The sequence below is a fragment of the Paenibacillus tritici genome (assembly GCF_018207515.1).
In the GTDB taxonomy this organism is placed as follows: Bacteria; Bacillota; Bacilli; order Paenibacillales; family Paenibacillaceae; genus Paenibacillus_AQ; species Paenibacillus_AQ tritici.
Window position 1 is genome coordinate 474320 of the sequence record NZ_CP073365.1, and the last position, 20007, is coordinate 494326.

Genomic DNA, 20007 nt, shown 5'->3' on the forward strand with positions numbered 1-20007 from the left:
TCAGTACTATTCCACCCGGTGTTTACTGGCCTTCCGGCAAAAACTCATTCGTAAACGTACTTTCGGCATCCAGCGGCTTATCCAGCAGCTTCAGGCCGTACATCCAGTCGGCATAATTCTTCCAGATCTCAAGCTTCTGCTCTCCCCAGCGGGCGGCATCGTCTTTATATTTCGGGCTGAGCCATTTCTGGCTGGCCAGCACCAGCTTGGGGTCCAGCTCCGGTACAGCATCGGACAAGACCGTGGCTGCTTCTTCCGGGTTGTCGATGGCATACTGATATCCTTTGGTCGTAGCCTTAAGGAAGGCCTTCACCACTTCAGGGTGTTCGGCGATTTCCTTCTCACTGGTGGTCAGAACCGGGGTGTAGTAATCCAGCTGCGGCGCGTAATCCTTCAGATACAGCATATCCAGCGGCTCGCCGCGCAGCTCGGCCTCCACTCCGGTCCAGGCGTAGAAGATCCAGGCGAAGTCGATATCCCGTTTCACCGCCGTGAAGAAGTCGGCTTCGCCGATATTCACCAGCTTCACCTTAGAGACGTCCCCGCTTTCGGGGTCCATGATGGCTTTCATGGCCGCCTGCTCCGCAGGGGAGCCCCAGCCTCCGTAGGTTTTGCCTTCAAAATCCTTCGGTGTCTTAATATTGCGGTCCTTCGGAGCGGCGAAGCCCGAGGTATTATGCTGAATGATAGCAGCGATAGACACGAGCGGCACATCCTGCAGACGGGCCAGGGTGAGCGCCTCCTGGGCGCTGATGCCAAACTGGGCTTCCCCGGAAGTGACCATAGTGTCAGACCCGGCAGCGCCAGGCTGTACAATCTCAACGTCAAGGCCCTCCTCCGCGTAATATCCCAGCTCCTTCGCGGCATACAGCCCGGTATGATTCGTGTTCGGCGTCCAGTCCAGGGCAATCTTGACCGGAATCAGCTCCTCTGGGGCATCGGTCGCAGTTGCTTCAGGGGCAGCGGTGCTGTTCCCGGCGGCAGGCGCACTGGCACCGGCATTTCCTGTGTTGCTGTTTCCGCCCCCGCATCCGGCTAACGCGATAACCAGCATGGAGCTTAGCAGCAGTGTACCTGTTTTTGTGACTCCCATCTCTCTCTTCTCTCTCCTTCCAGCAATCCCTATTCTTCCAACTTTCAAGTTAGACCATACCAAAAAAGCGCCCCGAAGATCGGGACGCCAGTTACTTGCGTGAGGGGATCAACTTCTGGGCCATGATGGCACAGTGCTGATTGAGATTCCTACGCTGGCATTATCCAGATCAGGTATAAGGGTCAGTATCTTATGGGATACAATCTCAGCCGGCCAATTCCAGCACCCCTGGTTCTATGAAGTTCACGGGTATTGCTATGTTCTTACGGTGTATTATAGACGGCGGCTTCGCGGTTGTCCAGAGCCGTCTGTTCAATCCTTATCATAGTACCGCCTTTTGCGGCGGCTGCGGATTCCATTCCGCGCCTCCCGCAGCGTTAAGCCGAGACTGACTGCGATCCCAGAGAAGGTCAGGAACAGAGCGAGATATTCGAACACGGAGTACTCCAGCATTTTGCTCCAGTCGATGTTCCCTTTCAGATCCTCAATGACCTGGTTCATGCCGTAAATCCCGCTGATTACCGTAAATACAGTCAGGACCATGAGCAGGGTATCCCGGCGTTTGGCCTGGAATTTGTCCTGATACTGAAACAGATCATTCAGGGTCATCTTCACTTCATCGAACAGGGCATCATTGCCGTAGACCTTGCGCAGCTGGAAAAAAATCTCCCGCCCCTGCGACTGCGAGATAAGCTCCAGAAAATAGAATTTGGCGGAAAATTTATTGATCAGAAAGATCAGATTCTCGATCTCTTCGTAATCGTGGTTGATGCGCAGCCGGGAATGCAGATTGGCGAGCTTCAGCAGCACGATTTTATGAAAAATACTCAGCAGCAGTCCATAATAATACTCTCCGTACATCTGGTTGACCAGCTCCGTGGCAATATCGGGCTTCGCCCGGCTCAGGCAGCAGAAGGTCTGCTCGTTCGTCATATAATAGGTGTCCGGCCCCCAGCGGCTATAGCAATGATCCCGGGTGTACTGCTCGATATACTCAGGATCACTCGCGCTGGTAAAAGGCTTACCGTCTATAGTCAGCCCATCCAGCTGGGAGGCGCGGTAGCGCAGCTCTACACTTATCTCATCCAGCTCTTCCTCACGGTTGAAGCCATAGAAGGCCTGCACCAGCATCCGTTCATCCACGAAAAAAGGCAGGGTCTCGAAATAAGCGCCATCAATCTCCGCAGGGTCGAGAAACGGCTCCAGACCGGAGACGAGATTCTTGAACACGAAATCCTCCACCCGGCCGAAGGACTTCTCCTGGCAATGGATAAAGGCATGTTTATCCTGATAACACACATCCTCCAGTGTTCGGAACCGGTCAGCGAATTCCAGCACAGTGCTGAAGGGAAGGTTTTTCTCCTCGATAGCCACTCTTATGGTCAGAAAGCCCAGTTCAAACGGACAGAGGAACACATCGGTGGACAGAATCCGGAAATTCACAGACTCGAAGAGCATTTCCAGCCGGCACGGCAGATCGTTTACCCGGGAAAAGCGGCGGAAGGAATCGCTGTCCTTCTCACGCGGAAACAGCACATGAGCGGCAAACGGCAGATAGCTGCGCTCCATTTTCTCATGGGACACGCAGTAGCCTTCTCCGTAATAGGCATTCTCCAGTTCCTTGTTGTCGAGAAAAAAACGCGTGAACCCCTCCTTCTGCAGACTTGCGATCAGCTCTTTATCCTGTCCGGGCTTGATGGAGAAGGGAAAGATAAATTGCAGCAACGCTGTATGCAGGGTGGGTTCGGAATGCAGTTCAACCATGTGGGGGTTCCGTCCTTATTCGCAGAATATGGATCTTGTTAGCTATATTACCCGATTCTCCAGGCGGTCACACTTAACAGGAATAACAGGGCGGCAAAAGCGGCCAATAGCCCCGAGGTCTGGGCAGCTCCTTATAGGTGAATTTATGAACAGGTTCCGGGATTCAGAACGAACCGGACGGGTACACTATATTAGGCACAGGTTAATCATAAATCCAAACTGCGGATGTGAATATATAAACTTATATTCACATGAATTTGAAAGGAGATTAGACGTCAATGGATAACAAAGAGCTGGAGAAGAAGATCATGCAGGCGCTGGATGACAACAAGTTCGGGTCCTTCGGGACGGTTGAAGCGGGCAATAAACCTAAGGTGCGCTATATGGCGGTATTTCATGACGGACTTTCCATTTATCTCGCTACCAATCGTAAGACCCATAAGGTAGAGGAGCTGAAGGATAATCCTAATGCTTGTCTGCTGCTGGGCTACGAGCAGGGCGGCGGCAAGGATGTGCTGGAGATTGAAGCTACAGTGGACGTGACCAAGGATGAGGGCCTGCGTGCCAAGGTATGGAATGAGTCGCTGGAGAAGTGGTTCAAGGGACCGGATGATCCCGATTATGTAATCCTTGAGCTGTCCCCGTCACGGATCGAATATATGGGCAAGAACCAAGAGCATGGCGTATGGCAGGCTTCGGCCTCAGCCGCTTCCTCCGGCAAGTAACAGCGGAAATAAACGGTTCAATGATTATAGCCGGCAGAGCTTACATGTGGGCCTCCCCTGAGCCTTTTCGGTTCAGGAGAGGCTCTTTCTGCTGCTTACCCAGATGATCGCGCAGGAGGAATCATGCTATAATTGCCTCAGGTTTTTGACATCATGAGGCGGAGGGATTGCCATGAACTGTGTTGACTGCGCTGACATCGGCCCGATAGAAGATGAAGGAGAGCTGAAGCTGCGCCCCTGTACTGATCCGCTGGCGGCGGCCATTAGGAATGCGGGGTATGAAGTATACAAGGCAAGGGAGACTTGCTTAATTCCATACCACCACAAGGAAGAAGTGCTGGAGCTTATAGAATGGCTGGAGGCGGAAGAGGCTACGCCCCAATCCTTATCCTTGTGCATCGCGGGCAGAGGCGCCCGTGCTGCGCTGGACCGGTGGCTGACTCTCGATCAGCTCAAGGTCCGGTTCTCGAATGAGAGCCTGATCTCTATCATCAGGGGTCATGATTTCTGCAGCCACATGCAGCCGATTGTGAATTTCAGCGAAGAGATTGTCGGCTTTGAATTTCTGCTGCGTCCGCTGCCCCAGGGCCATTATTTTCAGCCGTATGAACTGTTCGAGATCGCCCGGCGCACAGGCTTCCATTCCTTTCTTGACCGGGCCGCCAGAATATCGGCGATAGAGACCAGCACCAGACTGCTGCCCAAGGGCATCAAGCGGTTCATAAATTTCCTGCCCTCTTCTATTTATAATCCCAAGTATTGTCTGACTCATACCTTCGAGGCCATCCGCAGGCTGGACCAGAACCCGGAGGATTATGTATTTGAAGTCGTGGAGACTGAGAAAATAAGCGATATCCCGCATCTGCGCGCCATCTTCGCCGAATACCGCCAGCAGGGGATGCGGGTTGCGCTGGACGATGTCGGCGCGGGTTATTCGACGCTAGAGCTGATGTCCAGCCTGCAGCCGGATTATGTCAAGATTGACCGCAAGCTGATCAGCTTCTGTGATCAGGATGAGAATAAGCAGCGAGTCCTCAGTGAAATCGTCTCCCGGGCCGGAGATTTCGGTGCAAGGCTGCTGGCCGAGGGAATTGAACGCCGCGAGGAGTTCCTGGTGTGCCGCGATCTGGGCATGGATCTGGGGCAAGGGTATCTGTTCGGGAAGCCGGAGGACAAGCCGCCGGGCCATTTCGGATTCACTGCTGCGATATGAAGGGAAAGGGGCGGTGAACTGCGTGAGCGTAACCGTACTGTATGTAGAAGATGACCGTGATATCGGCAATGCCGTGTCAGCAGATCTGCGTGAACGGGAATATGCTGTCCGCTGGCTGGAGAGCGGGGAGGGGGCGCTTGAAGCCGCAGAGGGCTGCCAGCTGGCCATTCTGGATGTGATGCTTCCAGGCCTGGACGGCTTCACCGTCGGTCAGCGGCTGAAGCGGGCCTATCCGGACATGCCGATCCTGATGCTCTCGGCACGCACCTCCATTGATGACAAGCTGCAGGGACTGGATTTCGCCGATGATTATCTGACCAAGCCGTTTCATCCCGATGAGCTGGCAGCCAGAATGGAGGTCCTGTTAAGAAGAAGCGGCACTGCTGCACCTGCGCCCATGATGCTTAAGCATCTGGTGGTCCGGCCGGGCAGCAGTGTGGTTATGGAAGCTGCAAGCGGGCGGGAGATTATGCTTACCGGCAAGCAGTTCCAGATCTTCTCATACCTGCTGCGGCATCTTGGACAGGTTCTGACCAAGGAGCAGATCTATGAAGCAGTCTGGGGAGAGAGTTATATGGAAGGCGACAAGACGCTGATGGTACATATCCGGTATCTGCGCGAGAAGCTGGAGCTTGATCCGGCGGCGCCGGAGATCATTGAGACGGTCCGGGGAATCGGATACCGGGTGAGAGGATGAAGGGGGCAGGACGGTTCCAGCTTCTGCACCGTTCCCTGCTCTTCCGGTATCTGCTTATTCTTGTGGCCGCGTTGTTGTTTATCCCCGTTATTGTGCCGTTGACTATTATGCTGTACAGCATCTTTGGCGGACTCGCCCATGAAGCGCCTCCCAAGGAGTATGCGCTGTATTCCAGTGTCGATAAGCTGGAGATCATGTGGCATGAGGAAGCCCGCAAGCTCCTGGACCAGCCGCCTGAGGACATCACTCAGCGGCTCAGGACACTCAGTGAAACCTATCACCATGCCAGAATATTCTGGGTGGATCACGAGGGCAGAACACAGCTGGTTACAGAGCCCTCGGGTCCTCCGCTGCTGCTGGACGGACAGGCGGCCCGGGATATCCCTGCTTATTGGGGAGCTGCCGAGGCAGTCTCCTTCATGAAGGACAGTACAGCGCTTAAACCGCTGGCGATTGTTGCCTTTGTAGGGGATCAGGCGGAAGCCGGAGAAGGCTTCATGGTTATGCAGATTCCGGAAGAAATCAAGAACGGGAGATATGCCCCGGGGCTGGATAAGTGGTATTCGATTATGATGCTGGTATTCTTGATCGTCTTCGTCGTCAGCTCCTGGCTCTTCTTCGTCATGATCCGCAGACGGCTGCTGCGGCTGCAGACTGCTATGGTCTTTACCGGGCACGAGGGCTTGCCGCAGGTGGTTCCGCCGGGTAAGCCCGATGAGATTGGCCGTCTGGAGGAGGCGTTCAATACCATGGTCACCGAGCTTAAGGCCAGCCTTGCCAGAGAGGCGGAAGAGGAAACGCTGCGCAAGCGGCTCGTGGCTGATCTCTCCCATGATCTGCGGACTCCGCTAACTGTGATCCGCAGCCACCTTCATGTGCTGGGCAAGGAATCGCTGTCGCCGCGCGGCCAGTCCTCCCTTGAGCTGATGGATCAGCGGATAGAGGGTCTGGGCATCCTGATTGAGAACCTGCTGTCCTATAATCTGCTTAGCAGCGGGCGTACCCTGCTGAAGCTGGAGCAGCGGGATGTGCTGAGGCTGCTGCGGGAGAGCGCTGCTGCCTGGTATCCGGTCTGGGAGAAGGAAGGATTCGAGGTTGAGATTGACCTGGAAGGTGCGCCGCTCTACTGGGATGTCGATGACAGCTGGTTCCGCCGGGTGATGGATAACCTGTTCCAGAATATTCTGCGCCATGCACGCAGCGGGCTGTATGTAGGGATATTTACGGAAATCCGGGACGGCAGCCGGGTGATTATCATCTCGGACCATGGCGGCGGTCTGGAGAAGAGCTCCGACTCCGCCGGAGCCGGGCTCGGCCTGTCCATTGTGGATCTGCTGCTTAAGCGGATGGAGCTGGAATGGAGCATGGAGAGTACCGGGCAGGGCACCGAGGTGGTCATTTGGAAGCGGACGGCCTGATCATTTTTAAACAAAATTTAAACTTGCTGCTTCCGTGCTTTTAACCTTGGGGCGTTATGCTGTTACCGAGGTGAAGAGAATGAAGGATACAGTGATAGAGACTAAGAATCTTCTGAAGGAATACCGCGGCCGCGCGGCCGTGAAGGAACTGAATCTGAACATAGGCAAAGGGGAGATCTATGGCTTCCTGGGACCGAACGGCGCCGGCAAAACCACAACCATCCGTATGCTGCTCGGTCTGATCAAGCCGACCTCCGGCCGGATTGAAATCTTCGGCCAGGAGCTGCGCCGCAATAGGCTTCAGATACTGCGCAAGGTAGGCTCGCTGGTGGAATCCCCGTCGTATTACGGGCATCTGAGCGCGCTGGATAACCTGGAGGCGATCCGCCGCATTCTGGATGTGCCCAAGGCACGGATTGCCGAGGTGCTGGATATTGTATCGCTTACCGGCGAAGAGAAACGGCCGGTCAAGGGCTTCTCGCTGGGCATGAAGCAGCGTCTGGGAATTGCCGCTGCCCTGCTGGGCAGCCCGGAGCTGCTGATTCTGGATGAGCCGACCAACGGGCTGGACCCGTCAGGTATTCAGGAGATCCGCTCCCTGATTAAGCGGCTGCCGGGGGAAGAGGGAATAACGGTCCTGGTATCCAGCCATCTGCTTAGTGAAATAGAGCAAATGGCCGGTACGGTCGGGATTATCCGCGAAGGGCAGATGGTCTATCAGGATACCATTGCCCATCTGCAGGAGCAGGCGGCAGGTAATCTCAGTCTGGCGGTATCGGAGCCGGAAGCGGCACTGATGACTGCGGTGCGGCGCGGATGCGGCGGGGAGCTGCACGAAGGACGGCTGATCCTGCCCCGGATGAGCGATGCCAGAGTATCACTCCTGGTCAAAGAGCTGGTCGAGGATGGTCATGCCATCTACAGGGTAGAGGAGCACAGGCAATCCCTGGAGGAATTCTTCCTGCAGGTGGTTGGGGGAGGCGCGCTATGATGTGGCGTGCACTATCGGCCGACTGGCTGAAGATCCGCGGCAAGGGCATCTGGTTCCTGGCCTTCCTGGGCCCGGTTGGCCTGATCGCCATGCAGGGACTGAATTTCGGTCTCCGCTATGATTATCTGAGGGCACAGTACCAGGCGGATTGGTGGGGGGGCCTGATTGATAATATAATCCCCTTCGTACCGATTGCCCTGTACCTTGGCGGGACGCTGATCTGCTCGCTGATTGCGAATGTTGAGCATCAGACAAGCTCCTGGAAGCAGCTTCTGGCGCTGCCCATCTCACGTACCGCTGTGTTCATGGCGAAGCTGCTGCTCTGCCTGCTGCTGCTTGCCGTGTCTTGCCTGCTGCTGTCGGCAGGGACGGTCCTTCTCGGGCTGCTGCTCGGCTTCGGCGATCAGCCGATACCTTATGCTGATGTGCTGCGGATAGGCTTCGCTGCTTATGCGGCGGCTATGCCGGTCATTGCTTTGCAGCTGTGGCTGTCTCTGTCCTACCGGAACCAGACGCTTCCGGTGTCTCTGGGAATGACGCTGTCTCTGGTCAGCATGTTCGCCGTGTATCTTACGGAGTGGATGCCGCTCTCCTGGCCGACCCTGGCCCTCAGTGCAGAGCGCCCCTGGTTGTTCAGCGGTGCAGGATTGCTGCTGGGACTCCTTGTGCTGCTGCCGGGAGCCCTGCATTTCGCGCGAAAGGATGTGGACTGATATGGGGACTTTTCTACGAATAATCTCTGCGGAGCGCCTGAAGATGTCCGGGTCCCGGGTCTGGATCTTACTTCTGCTCAGCCCGCTGATCTCCCTGCCGATTGGTGCACTTTCAGACATGCAGGAGGATAAGGTAATCACATGGCAAGTTCTGCTCAGTACGATGTCAGCGGTTCATGCAATGCTGTTTCTTCCAGTGCTCTCGGGAATCTTCGCAGCCTTAATCTGCCGCAATGAGCATAGTGACGGCGGATGGAAGCAGCTCCTGGCCCTGCCGGTAACACGGACTTCGGTATACTTCGCCAAATATGTAATGATTATGGTACTCCTGGCTGCGGTTCAACTGCTGTTCTTGGGAGGAGTTCTGGGCATCGGATTGTACCGTGGAGCAGAAGGGGGAATTCCCTGGGGGCTGCTGCTGACCAGCCTGTTCGGCGGCTGGTTTGCCTGTCTGCCGCTGGCTGCATTGCAATTGGCTGTATCCCAGGGCTGGAGCAGCTTCGGCGCTCCGCTTGCCGTGAATGTCTGCTTCACTATTCCGAATATGCTGATTGCCAATTCTTCCACCTACGGCCCTTATTATCCATGGGTGCAGCCCATGCTGGCCATGTCGCCCTTTGGGGAGGAGCGGTTCGGCGCCTTCAACCTGCCTTTGGAGAGCTTGATGATGGTCGTGTCCGGGAGCCTGGTGCTTTTCCTGGCAGGAGGCTTGTTATTCTTTTGGCGTAAGGCGGTGTAATGCGATTTGCTCTCTCTCCATGGACAATGGGCGCAGTTTTTTCTATAATTAATCGTAGAAGATACTATTAAGCGCCGGGTGAAGCCGGATTAGCATATGGAGGAGGCGGAAGCATGGAGCCAGCGGCACTTGAAGAATGCGACAACACCTGTAATGGTTCCGAACTGGAACCGGAATCTATGGCATTGATTCTGCCGGACCGTGGAACTACGGACAAGATGGCAGAGATGTTCAAGGCGCTCGGTGATCCGACGAGAGTTCGGCTCATCTATGCGTTATCCCAGCAAGAGCTGTGCGTGCATGACTTGTCGTCGATACTGGACATGGGGCAGTCGGCAGTGTCCCACCAGCTCCGCTACCTGCGCAATCTAAGGATTGTGAAGCGCCGCAAGGAAGGCAAGACGGTGTATTACTCGCTGAACGATGCGCATGTGGAGCAGATCTTCCTGCAGACCCATGAGCATATCCGTCATGAATAGATGATCCCGAAATGAAGAAGGGAAGGTCCGGCAGCCGTGAATGGGCGGCTTGGGACTTTCCCTTATTTGTTGTATATAAGACACACTTACGTTTTGAACTTGAAGCTTCGTCGTCACTTACCTCAACAATCCTGCACAAATTGCAACAATCCCCATACGATAACAGCCCGAATTGAGAATTGTTGCACTAAAAGCAGGAATCTCACTCGTCCAGGCAGCCCGGCGGGATTATTCTTGTGTTTCATGCAACAATCCTCCGGTTACACAGGTAGCCATGGAGCAAAATTGCAATTGGTACAACATCTGTGCCCCTGCTCCGATCAAACGGGAAGCTCTCCATGCTTCAAGGAGGAGCCTTCGATTTGCAGCGTCGTGTGCCGGATGCCGAAATTCTCTTCCACCACTCTGAGCGCTTCCTGCAGCACCTGTTCATGATTCGCATTATCCCTGATCAGCAGATGGCCGCTGAGTGCATCCAGCCCGGAGGTAATGGTCCAGATATGCAGGTCATGCACATCGCTGACCCCTTCGATACCCAGCAGCGCCTGCTGCACATCACGGGTATTGACGTTAAGCGGAGTCCCTTCCATAAGAATATGGAAGGCCTGCTTGATGACGCCCCAGGCGCTCCGCAGGATAAGCAATGCAACCAGTACGCTGATAATCGGGTCTGCGGCATACCAGGAGAACAGGTTCATGATCAGACCGGCAATCAGGGCGCCGACAGAGCCGAGGGCATCGCCCATAATATGCAGATAGGCACTCTTGATATTGATGTTGTCTTTGGCCCCGCTTTGGCGCATCAGTGACCAGGCACTGACGAGATTAGCCAGCAGCCCCACTGCGGCGATCAGCATCATTGTTCCACTGGCTACAGCGGGAGGCGAGGAGAAGCGCTGGAAGGCTTCCCACATAATAAAGCCGGCGATAACAAACAGCGTCACCCCGTTGAACAAGGCAGCCATAATCTCGAATCTGTAAAAGCCGAAGGAATTCTTCGCGGACGGCGGCTTCACGGCCATAATCATTGCGACGAGACTCAGGGCCAGTGACGCTGTATCACTCAGCATATGGCCCGAGTCGGACAGTAGGGCCAGACTGCCGGTGACAAGGCCGCCGAAGAATTCAAGGAACATAATGCCGCCGGTGATGATTAAGGCGATCAGCAGACCCTTCTTGTTGTCGGGCGCATGGGAATGTGAATGGGAATGCGGGCCAGAGTGAGAGTGCGGGCCAGAGTGTGAATGTGAGCCAGAATGTGAGTGCGAGTGCTGTTTGGAATGTTTAGAGTTGTTCATTAGGAAAGACCTCTTTTCCGTTAACATATGAATAGTTGCTCATATGTTAATATTATGACGGCCGCAAACAAATTACAAGCATTTCATCAACTATTTTTCCAAAAGGTTTAACCTGTCATACCACAAGCTCCGCAATAAGCCGTAAGATATTTCTCGCCCTGCCTCGTCTCCCTCTATAGACTTGTTTTTCTCTACAGCCTCGTTTTCCTCTGTTTTCTTCTATAAAAACGGAAGAAACGAATAAAGAAATAGCCGCAAACTATGGGCAGGATGCATTGACACTGTATGATTCAGGGGAATATAATAGGTGTAAGTTAACATATGAACAAATACTCATATATAGGTTTATTCAAGGGAGATGAGTCATTTGAGTACGGCAGAAGGCAGTGTAAAGCGGAAGTGGGTCCTTGACGGGCTGGACTGCGCGAATTGCGCGATGAAGATTGAGAATAAGGTCAAGAAGATCGAGGGCGTGTCCTCCTGCTCCGTCAACTTCGCTACGAAGACTATGACACTGGAGACCGCGGCCACGGTTGCGGATGAAATAGCCGAGCAGGCTTCGCAGACGGTGACTAAGCTTGAGCCGCATGTGAAGCTGCGGGAGGTTGGTGGCGGTTCGCGGGCGGTCAAGAAGCCGCTGTCTGCAGGCGGCACAGCCGCAGCGGGGCGAGTAGCTGTACAAGGACAGGGCCATATTCATTCCCACGGGGAAGCGCACGGGCATGGGCATGAACACTCCCGCGAAGCTGGACATGGGCATTCTCATGCTGCGGCTGAGCATAATCATAGCCGCGAGGATTCAGAGGGACACGGGCATAGTCATGAGCATGGGGAAGGCGATACGCGCCGCATCCTGCTCCGGCTGGGGGGCGGCGCGGTTCTGGCGGCGGCCGGGATGTTCCTGCCGGTCAGTGGAATCACCGAGCTGCTGATTTTCCTTGCAGCCTATCTGATCGTAGGCGGTGAGGTAGTCTTGGCAGCGGTCCGGAATATCGTCCGGGGCCAGGTGTTTGATGAGAATTTCCTGATGGCGCTGGCGACCATCGGTGCCTTTGCCATCGGTGAATATCCGGAAGGCGTCGCGGTTATGCTCTTTTATCAGGTGGGTGAGCTGTTCCAGGGTATGGCGGTGAACCGTTCACGCCGTTCGATTACAGCACTGATGGATATCCGGCCGGAGTTCGCTTATCTGAAGGAAGGCAATAACCTGCGGAAGGTCTCCCCGGAAGAGGTTACAGTAGGAGACAGCATCGTGGTGAAGCCGGGCGAGAAGGTTCCGCTGGACGGGATTATTCTTGAAGGCAGCGCGATGATGGATACCTCGGCACTGACCGGAGAATCGGTTCCCCGTTCCACTCAGCCGGGAAGCCAGGTGCTGAGCGGATTCATTAACCGTAATGGTGTGATTACTATTGAGGTGACCAAGGATTTCGGCGAGTCGGCCGTCTCGCAGATTCTGGAGCTGGTGCAGAATGCCACCAATAACAAAGCCAAGACAGAGAACTTCATTACCAAATTCGCCCGTGCCTATACTCCGGTAGTGGTCATAACGGCGCTGCTGCTGGCAGTGGTTCCACCGCTGGTATTGAGCGGAGCTACGTTCTCAGATTGGATCTACCGTGCGCTGGTCTTCCTGGTTATCTCTTGTCCTTGTGCGCTGGTTGTGTCGATCCCGCTCGGGTTCTTCGGGGGAATCGGAGCCGCCTCCCGGAACGGAATTCTGGTGAAGGGCAGTAATTACCTTGAAGCGCTAAATGATGTGAAGATCGTTGTGTTCGATAAGACGGGAACCTTGACCAAAGGGCAATTCACCGTGACCGGCAATGTTCCGGCGGAAGGCTTCACGGAGCAGGAGCTGCTGCGTATAGCGGCTTACGCTGAGAGTCATTCCAGCCACCCGATTGCCGAATCCATCCGTGCCGCCTACGGAGAAGCGATCCCTGGTGAGGCTATTGCTGACTATAACGAAATATCCGGACACGGTATCGCTGTTACGGTGGAGGGGAAGGCCGTTCTGGCCGGGAATGCGCGGCTGATGGAGCGTGAAGGGATTGCCAGCCGGACTCCGGAGCAGTATGGGACGATTGTCCATGTTGCCGTGGATAAACGTTATGCAGGATACCTTGTCATCGCGGATGAAGTGAAAGAGGATGCGCAGAAGGCCATTCAGAACCTGAACTCGCTGGGCATCCGCAAGACCGTCATGTTGACCGGGGATGCGGCTCCCGTGGCCGAGTCTGTCGGCAGACAGCTGGGGATTCAGGAGATCCATGCCGAGCTGCTGCCCGGCGATAAGGTCGCAGCGATTGAACGGCTGGAGCGGGAGAAGGGGCCGCGGGAGAAGATTATTTTTGTCGGTGACGGAATTAATGATACCCCGGTGCTGGCCAGAGCGGATGTCGGGATTGCCATGGGCGGGCTTGGCTCGGATGCGGCGATCGAAGCGGCGGATATTGTCATTATGACGGATGAGCCTTCCAAGATTGCCGCTGCTATAGGGATCGCCAAGCGTACGCGGACGATTGTGTGGCAGAACATTGCTTTTGCGCTGGGAGTCAAAGCCATCTTCCTGCTGCTGGGGGCATTCGGCATTGCAACCATGTGGGAGGCTGTATTCTCGGATGTCGGGGTAACGGTACTTGCTGTGCTGAACAGTATGCGCGCTTTACAGCTTCCGAAATCGGGATAACGATTGTACAGGAATTGATTATGAAATAATTATGAAAAATAAGTCTTAATGATCCTAGATATTGGGTCTTAAGGCTTATTTTTTATTGGATGTATTATGTTTTTTGTCTATTTATGCCGATATATTAAATATATATTTACAGCATATGGAAGATTACAACGGGTATCTGGGGGGATTTTGCGGTGAATGAGGCAAGTGTGTGGACAAAATTGAAAATGAATGCAAAGAATGGAAAGTCGTTATCCCTGCAAAGCAAATGGTCGCTGGTTATTTTGGCCATTGCCATTGTACCTCTGCTCGGAGCAACGATTTTTTTCATGCAGTATTTCGGGGGTGTGACCAGAGACGACAGCGAGGAGCTCGCACAGAACATTCTGGAGATGAATACCTCCCGGATCGTGGAGTGGCTGAATACCAAAACTTCGGCGGTTCAGGAGCTGGTTGCGCAGCATCCTGAATTCGACACCTCCCGGCCGGACACTATATTTCCTGTGATCAAGGTGCTGGAGGAAAGTGACAAACAATCAGAGGGTTACAGTGTAATTAACAAGGACGGGGTACTAGCCAATGCCCTCAAACTTACGGCTGACGTTGGCAAATCGGCATACTTCCTGAAGGCCAAGGAGAGTCTGGCGCCGGAAGTGGCGGAGATGTCTTTTTTGAAGCAGCTCGATAAGTTTATCATTCCGGTATTTGTTCCGGCAGTGGATAAGGATAAGAAGTTCGCCGGCGGCATTGCCTTCTCGGTGACACCCGACATTCTGATGGAGATGAGCAAGAATATTCATGTGGCCGATACCGGCTATGGATATGTGATTTCGGGCCAGGGCGATTATTATGCTTATTCGGATACGGAGCGGATCGGCAAGAACATCGCGGATTACGCGCAGACCCCGGAGCTGAAGCAAGCGATTAAGCATATTCTCGGCAATGAAGCCGGTTCGGAAGCCTACAAGGGTGAGGACGGCAAACAGGTCATTACTTATTATCGTACGGTTCCCGGTACAGACTGGAAGCTGCTGATCACTGTTCCCAAAAGCGAGATTGTTGCCAAGGTAAGCTCAGCCCAGCGCATATCCACACTGTTCATTATCATCATCATCCTGGCGGTCATTGCCGTAGCGTTAACGCTGACCCGGCTGATTGTGAAGCCGATTGTGGCGATCTCCGGGGTGATGAAAAGAGTGGCGGAGGGCCATCTCAGTGAACGGGTTACGGTGCGTTCAGGTGATGAAATCGGCCTGATGAGCCAGAGTATTAATGATATGATCGAATCCTTGTCCGGCATTGTCAGCAAAATTGATGCCACAGTAAGCAAGGTAGCTGTCTCTGCGGAAGAGGTGCTGAATAACGCCAGTCTGACCTCGAATACGTCGGCAGAGATAGAGCTGGTGGTCCAGGACGTAGCCCAGGGAATGGGTGAGCAGTTCAAAGGCTCGGAGCAGGCGGCAAGAGCTACGGAAGAGATGGCGATCGGCCTGCAGAGAATTGCGGAATCCTCCGTCAATGTGTCCGACCAGGCGGAGAGTGTCAGTACCGAGGTGGAGCACGGATATGTGGAGATTCAATCCACACTGAAGCAGATGACCGTAATCAGCGGGGCGGCAGAGGAGACCTCAGCTCTGATCCGCAACCTGAGCGGGCAGTCTGAGCAGATCGGACAGATCATTGATGTAATCTCGGAAATTTCCAATCAGACCGGACTGTTATCCCTTAACGCTTCTATTGAAGCAGCCAGAGCAGGCGAGCACGGTCGCGGCTTCGGCGTGGTAGCGAATGAAGTCAAGAAGCTGGCGGAGCGCACGAACAGCGCGATTGTGAACATTGTGGAATTAATCCGCCAGATTCAGGAATCCACCAGGGCTGCTGAGGTCTCCATGGAGAAGAGCATTGCTGAAATCGGTGACGGTATGGGCAAAATGCAAAATGTGGGCACATCCTTCGATCATATCCGCTCTTCCATCCGTGAGGTGTCGGTTCAGATTCAGGATGTCTCTGCCGTGAATGAGCAAATGTCGGCCGGAACCGAGGAGATTACAGCCTCCCTCTCCGACATGCTGATCATTGCCAGAGATTCTGCCGAAAGTGCCGAGATGGTGGCCGAGGCTTCAACAGAGCAGCGGAATCTGATGGGCAGAGTCGTAACCTCAGCCGCATCGCTCAATCAGATGATGAGCGAATTGCGCGGCGAGATCGAGAAATTTCAATAAGTTTTATATAAGATGCACATAAGATTTGTACCTGAAGCTAAGCCGTCACTACGGTGAACATTTGGACTTCCGGCCGCAGACCGCCACCAGATTTCTTGATTTAAACCGCTCTTCGCGGGTGAAATCCGGTGACTGCTGAGTGCTTCTTATATTTCGGGGATATCTTCTTCCAGATCTATTGGCAAGCAAAGTGGGTCCATGGACTATTGAATGTACAAAAGAAACCTCTCCTTTGAAATGGTTGTGTGGTAACTCCATTTTACCAAAGGACGGTTTCTTTTGTGATTTTAGAAAGATGTGAAGAAACTTTTCCCGCTTAAACAGCGGAGAGAACGGAACGACCCGCGTAAAAGCGATAGCGGTCGCCTTGGTCTCCGGATTTTCACCGCTAAGGGGAATGAAAAAAATCTGGAGACCACAGCGATTGGAACAACGGTCCGTTCGCGCAGCGTCCACCCAAGTGCTCACGTTGATTCTACTCCAAAAATAGGGCTGTTAGGCTACAGCTTCTCCTCCAGCTGAAGAGAATCAATCCCCTTGCGGATGATACTGCAGGAGGCTGCGAACTTCGCCATCTCGTCGCCGCTGAGGTTCAGCTCCAGCAGCTCCTGAATGCCGCTGCTGCTGATAATGGCTGGAACTCCGGCGCATACGGCGTTTTGTCCGTATTCACCATCCAGAATGGCGGATACGGCGATGATTTTGTGTTCGTCATTCAGAATAGAGCGTGTGATATAGGCCAGCGCACTGCCGATACCGAAGTGAGTGGAGCCCTTGCGGGTGAAAATCTCCCAGCCCGCATCCTTCGTCTTGCGGGCGATATCCATAAGGTCGAGGCTGCTGAACCGCTCGCGGTGCTGCTCCATAATCTGCAGGATCGGCTTGCCGCCGATCGTGACATGGGACCAGGCCACGAACTGGGATTCTCCATGTTCGCCGAGTGCATAGCCGTTCACGCTGCGCGGATCAATGGTGAACACCTCGGACAGCAGGGTTTTCAGCCGGGAAGAGTCGATGGAGGTGCCTGTGCCGATAACCCGGTGCCGCGGCAGGCCGGAGATTTGCCAGACCATGTAGGTAACAATATCTACGGGGTTCGCGGCCACGACAAAGATCCCGTCGAAGCCTCCGGCCATAATCTCGGTGATGATCTCCCGGGTAATGACGGCGGCTGCCTCCAGGACATCCAGCCGGGTCTGCCCCGGCTTCGGATTGGCGCCTGCTGTCAGAATGACAACATCCATCCCTGCGCAATCGGTTGCGGTGCCGGCGTATACCTTGGTGCGTGTTCCGGTGAAGTCCATACAATGCGACAGATCAAGCGCCTGTGCCATGGCGCGGTCATAAGTGCGGTCGATCATCATAATCTCATCGCAAATGGCCTGATTCACCATGGAATAAGCAACGCTTGAGCCGACCATCCCGGAGCCGACGATTGCCACTTTTCTCGATTTACTTTTCAATTGCCTTGTCCCCACTCTCTACAAGTATGGTTATATTCTAACCGATCTGATCGCAAGTTACCTGACATGGAACCGATAATGCCATCTGTACCTATAGAATTAGAATATGCAGATAGTGGGCGTTAGTGAAGGCTGGGGTAAAAGGGTGTCCCCGGCGCTCATTACGGCTGCCGGGGACACCCCCTGTTGCACAACTATATTCGGTTTGTTCCGGTCCACAGGTCTACACCCGGGGCTGCGGGATCGGCCGCTCAGCGGGTAACATCTGGGTATAATGCTTATACATGAACACTCTCCAGTGGAGAATCATGCCGAAGGCCAGAATGAAGAATAATCCGCCGGATTGCGGAACGGAAACATACCGGTTGATGAATTCATGAAGAAGCGTGCGGACCAGCAGCAGTCCAAGCAGAATGAAGGCGAAGCTCTTGGAGCGCTGGGCGTAAATCTGCCCGTCACGTTCTTCAAACCGTGTACTGCGGATCAGCGGATAGGCAAATATAAACCAGCCGATCAGGAAAGCTGCAACAGCCCACCACCAGGGGAAGCGGACTTCAGGTACGACGAACATGGCGAAGCCGGTGGACATGCCAAGCGGCGGAATCCATATTTTGCGGATGGTCACCGGGCGGGCGCTGGCCTTCATGCGGATGAAAATAACCATCAGCGCCATGAGCACGGCTCCCAGCGTGGAGCCCACATGCAGAAGTGAGGGGTTGATATTACCCATAATTCACTTTCCTCTCTGTGATTTGGGTCACTCTTTTCCTTCATTATAGCAGATATTGAATCCATTTCAGAATGAAGCTTAGGCCCCGGTTTGTACAGGGTGCACCCTGCACCGCACACAGCAAACCCGCCAGGATCTAACCCTGGCGGGTTTGCACAATAAGTATGATCCAGCAGCTTCAGAATTGAATGCTGCCATCCGGCTTAAGAACGGCTACGTCCGCCAACCGAACGCAGAATCAGGCTTACGATAAAGATCAGAACCACGGCACCAATCAATGACGGGAAGACATAGTAATCGCTGATCTTAGGGCCCCAGCTTCCCAGCAGCATGCCGCCGAGCCATGAACCGAGGATACCTGCGATAATGTTGCCGATAATTCCACCCGGAATATCGCGGCCCATAATCAACCCGGCCAGCCAACCAATTACGCCACCAACAATCAACATCCATAGCAAACTCATTATACTTCAGCTCCTTTTTTCTTTTGTACTTGTTGTCTTCGATGGTTACTATTAACCTCATGCACAGCGTTTAAATCACGTGTTAAATTTTGCCGGGCACACATTATTTAGTATTCCAGTGTGCCCAGATTTATGCTGTTTAATCCCGGTAGGGTGATGGGTACATAAAGATGTTATAGTAAATTTAGTGATCATGCCTGAGTGAGGATAGCGCTGTTCAGGTTATATAAAGCTTATACAATATACTATGTATGAAGGAGCCGCTGCCATGCACCAGCCTAATGAAGTATTATTCTATATCGGAACTTACAATAGTGAGAAGGAAGAGGCCATCCTGTTAGGTGCGCTGGATAAGGAGACCGGAGAAATGAGGGTGATGGGCGGTACCAAGGGTATCTTGAATCCATCCTATCTGGCCGTTAATCCTGCACAGACTGTATTATATGCAGTAAGCGAGCAGGATGAGGGTGAGGTTCATGCCTTTGCCATTAATCCGGGCAGCAAAGCCTTGCAGCCGCTGGGCGGCAGAGCTACCGGAGGCGGCGCTCCCTGTTATGTCTCGGTCGCTCCGCAGGGAGACTACATATTCGTGTCTAACTATACGGGAGGCAACGTCAACGTGTTCCCGCTGAATCCGGACGGGGCCTTGCAGGAGATGTCTTCCCAGGTTAAGCATGAGGGTTCGGGAACGCGCAGTGACCGTCAGGAGGCACCGCATCCGCATTCCGTTATTCCGGATAAGACGGGTGGGCATGTGCTGGTCTGTGACCTGGGTCTGGATCAGATTGTGTTCTACCGTGTGGAGGAAGGGAAGCTGGCCACTCACCGGGAGGTAGAGCTTCCGCCCGGCTCCGGGCCGCGCCATCTGGCGGTACATCCTTCGCGGCAATGGATCTATCTGGTTAACGAACTGAATAATACGGTTACGGTATTCGCCAATGACGAGCCGCAGGGTAACCTGAAGCTCCTGCAGAATATCAGCAGCCTGCCGGAGCATTATACAGCCGGGAGTGATGATACTGCTGCGGATATCCATGTATCGCCCTGCGGACGTTACCTCTACGTATCCAACCGTGGACATGACAGCATTGCCTTATTCCATATTGATAATGCTACCGGGCTGCTGGAAGCGGAGGATTGGGTGATATCCGGAGGACGCACACCGCGCAACTTCGCCCTGATCGGCGGAATGCTGCTCGCTGCCAACCAGAACAGCGGGAATATTGCCTCCTTCCGGATCGACAGCGAGACCGGGCGGCTGATTCCTACCGGCAATGAACTGGAAGTGACGGCTCCAGTCTGCCTTATAGCATTAGACTAA

Annotated in this window: 17 protein-coding genes and 1 riboswitch; of the genes, 11 read left to right on the forward strand and 6 right to left on the reverse strand. The window is 54.0% G+C overall.

Going from position 1 to position 20007, the window contains the following annotated elements; genetic code table 11:
* Positions 1–22: 22 nt before the first annotated feature.
* Complete coding sequence (locus KDC22_RS02145; RefSeq protein WP_211721929.1) at positions 23–1093, reverse strand: ABC transporter substrate-binding protein; 1071 nt, start codon at positions 1091–1093, stop codon at positions 23–25.
* 129 nt (positions 1094–1222) lie between these two features.
* Positions 1223–1333, reverse strand: a riboswitch (TPP riboswitch).
* A gap of 72 nt (positions 1334–1405) precedes the next feature.
* On the reverse strand, positions 1406–2857 hold the full coding sequence (locus KDC22_RS02150) for a hypothetical protein (protein WP_211721930.1): 1452 nt from the start codon (positions 2855–2857) through the stop codon (positions 1406–1408).
* Positions 2858–3135: 278 nt separating this feature from the next.
* Here KDC22_RS02150 and KDC22_RS02155 point away from each other — a divergent pair, with 278 nt between their 5' ends.
* The 8 genes from KDC22_RS02155 (at position 3136) to KDC22_RS02190 (ending at position 9832) form a co-directional block, all read left to right on the forward strand.
* Positions 3136–3582 (forward strand): pyridoxamine 5'-phosphate oxidase family protein, encoded by a 447-nt coding sequence (locus KDC22_RS02155; RefSeq protein ID WP_173134922.1) that lies wholly within the window; start codon positions 3136–3138, stop codon positions 3580–3582.
* A 172-nt stretch (positions 3583–3754) separates the two neighbouring features.
* A complete protein-coding gene (locus KDC22_RS02160; RefSeq protein ID WP_211721931.1) occupies positions 3755–4795 on the forward strand; it encodes an EAL domain-containing protein in 1041 nt (346 codons plus the stop codon).
* A 22-nt stretch (positions 4796–4817) separates the two neighbouring features.
* Complete coding sequence (locus KDC22_RS02165; RefSeq protein WP_173134916.1) at positions 4818–5492, forward strand: response regulator transcription factor; 675 nt, start codon at positions 4818–4820, stop codon at positions 5490–5492.
* Positions 5489–6910 carry a sensor histidine kinase gene (locus KDC22_RS02170; protein WP_211721932.1) on the forward strand — a complete coding sequence of 474 codons (1422 nt, stop codon included), beginning with the start codon at positions 5489–5491 and terminating at the stop codon, positions 6908–6910. Before KDC22_RS02165 ends, KDC22_RS02170 begins: the two co-directional genes overlap by 4 nt.
* A 79-nt stretch (positions 6911–6989) precedes the next feature.
* Complete coding sequence (locus tag KDC22_RS02175) at positions 6990–7901, forward strand: ABC transporter ATP-binding protein (RefSeq protein ID WP_211721933.1); 912 nt, start codon at positions 6990–6992, stop codon at positions 7899–7901.
* On the forward strand, positions 7898–8614 hold the full coding sequence (locus KDC22_RS02180; protein WP_173134905.1) for an ABC transporter permease: 717 nt from the start codon (positions 7898–7900) through the stop codon (positions 8612–8614). The genes KDC22_RS02175 and KDC22_RS02180 overlap by 4 nt, the downstream gene beginning before the upstream one ends.
* 1 nt (position 8615) lies before the next feature.
* Positions 8616–9353 carry an ABC transporter permease gene (locus KDC22_RS02185; protein WP_211721934.1) on the forward strand — a complete coding sequence of 246 codons (738 nt, stop codon included), beginning with the start codon at positions 8616–8618 and terminating at the stop codon, positions 9351–9353.
* Positions 9354–9466: 113 nt separating this feature from the next.
* Entirely contained in the window at positions 9467–9832 is a 366-nt protein-coding gene (locus KDC22_RS02190) for an ArsR/SmtB family transcription factor (protein WP_173134898.1), read from the forward strand.
* Between the two features lie 320 nt (positions 9833–10152).
* Here the strand turns inward: KDC22_RS02190 and KDC22_RS02195 are convergent, their stop codons facing one another.
* On the reverse strand, positions 10153–11130 hold the full coding sequence (locus KDC22_RS02195) for a cation diffusion facilitator family transporter (protein WP_211721935.1): 978 nt from the start codon (positions 11128–11130) through the stop codon (positions 10153–10155).
* A 367-nt stretch (positions 11131–11497) separates the two neighbouring features.
* Between KDC22_RS02195 and KDC22_RS02200 the strand changes: the two genes are divergently transcribed.
* Together KDC22_RS02200 and KDC22_RS02205 are read left to right on the forward strand one after the other, a co-directional pair.
* Positions 11498–13819 carry a heavy metal translocating P-type ATPase gene (locus KDC22_RS02200; RefSeq protein ID WP_211721936.1) on the forward strand — a complete coding sequence of 774 codons (2322 nt, stop codon included), beginning with the start codon at positions 11498–11500 and terminating at the stop codon, positions 13817–13819.
* A 215-nt stretch (positions 13820–14034) separates the two neighbouring features.
* The gene (locus tag KDC22_RS02205; RefSeq protein WP_211721937.1) at positions 14035–16029 is read left to right on the forward strand and encodes a methyl-accepting chemotaxis protein; all 1995 of its coding nucleotides are present in this window, start codon (positions 14035–14037) and stop codon (positions 16027–16029) included.
* A gap of 500 nt (positions 16030–16529) precedes the next feature.
* On the opposite strand, the gene KDC22_RS02210 is transcribed toward KDC22_RS02205, so the two are convergent.
* The 3 genes from KDC22_RS02210 to KDC22_RS02220 all read right to left on the reverse strand — a co-directional run bounded on the left by KDC22_RS02210 (position 16530) and on the right by KDC22_RS02220 (position 18686).
* Complete coding sequence (locus tag KDC22_RS02210) at positions 16530–17492, reverse strand: L-lactate dehydrogenase (RefSeq protein ID WP_173134886.1); 963 nt, start codon at positions 17490–17492, stop codon at positions 16530–16532.
* Between the two features lie 223 nt (positions 17493–17715).
* On the reverse strand, positions 17716–18222 hold the full coding sequence (locus tag KDC22_RS02215; RefSeq protein WP_173134883.1) for a CcdC family protein: 507 nt from the start codon (positions 18220–18222) through the stop codon (positions 17716–17718).
* A 203-nt stretch (positions 18223–18425) separates the two neighbouring features.
* Positions 18426–18686: a GlsB/YeaQ/YmgE family stress response membrane protein gene (locus KDC22_RS02220; RefSeq protein WP_036732764.1), complete on the reverse strand. Its 261-nt coding sequence runs from the start codon at positions 18684–18686 to the stop codon at positions 18426–18428.
* Between the two features lie 268 nt (positions 18687–18954).
* On the opposite strand from KDC22_RS02220, the gene KDC22_RS02225 reads away from it, so the two are divergent.
* Positions 18955–20007, forward strand: a complete 1053-nt coding sequence (locus KDC22_RS02225) for a lactonase family protein (protein WP_211721938.1) — start codon at positions 18955–18957, stop codon at positions 20005–20007.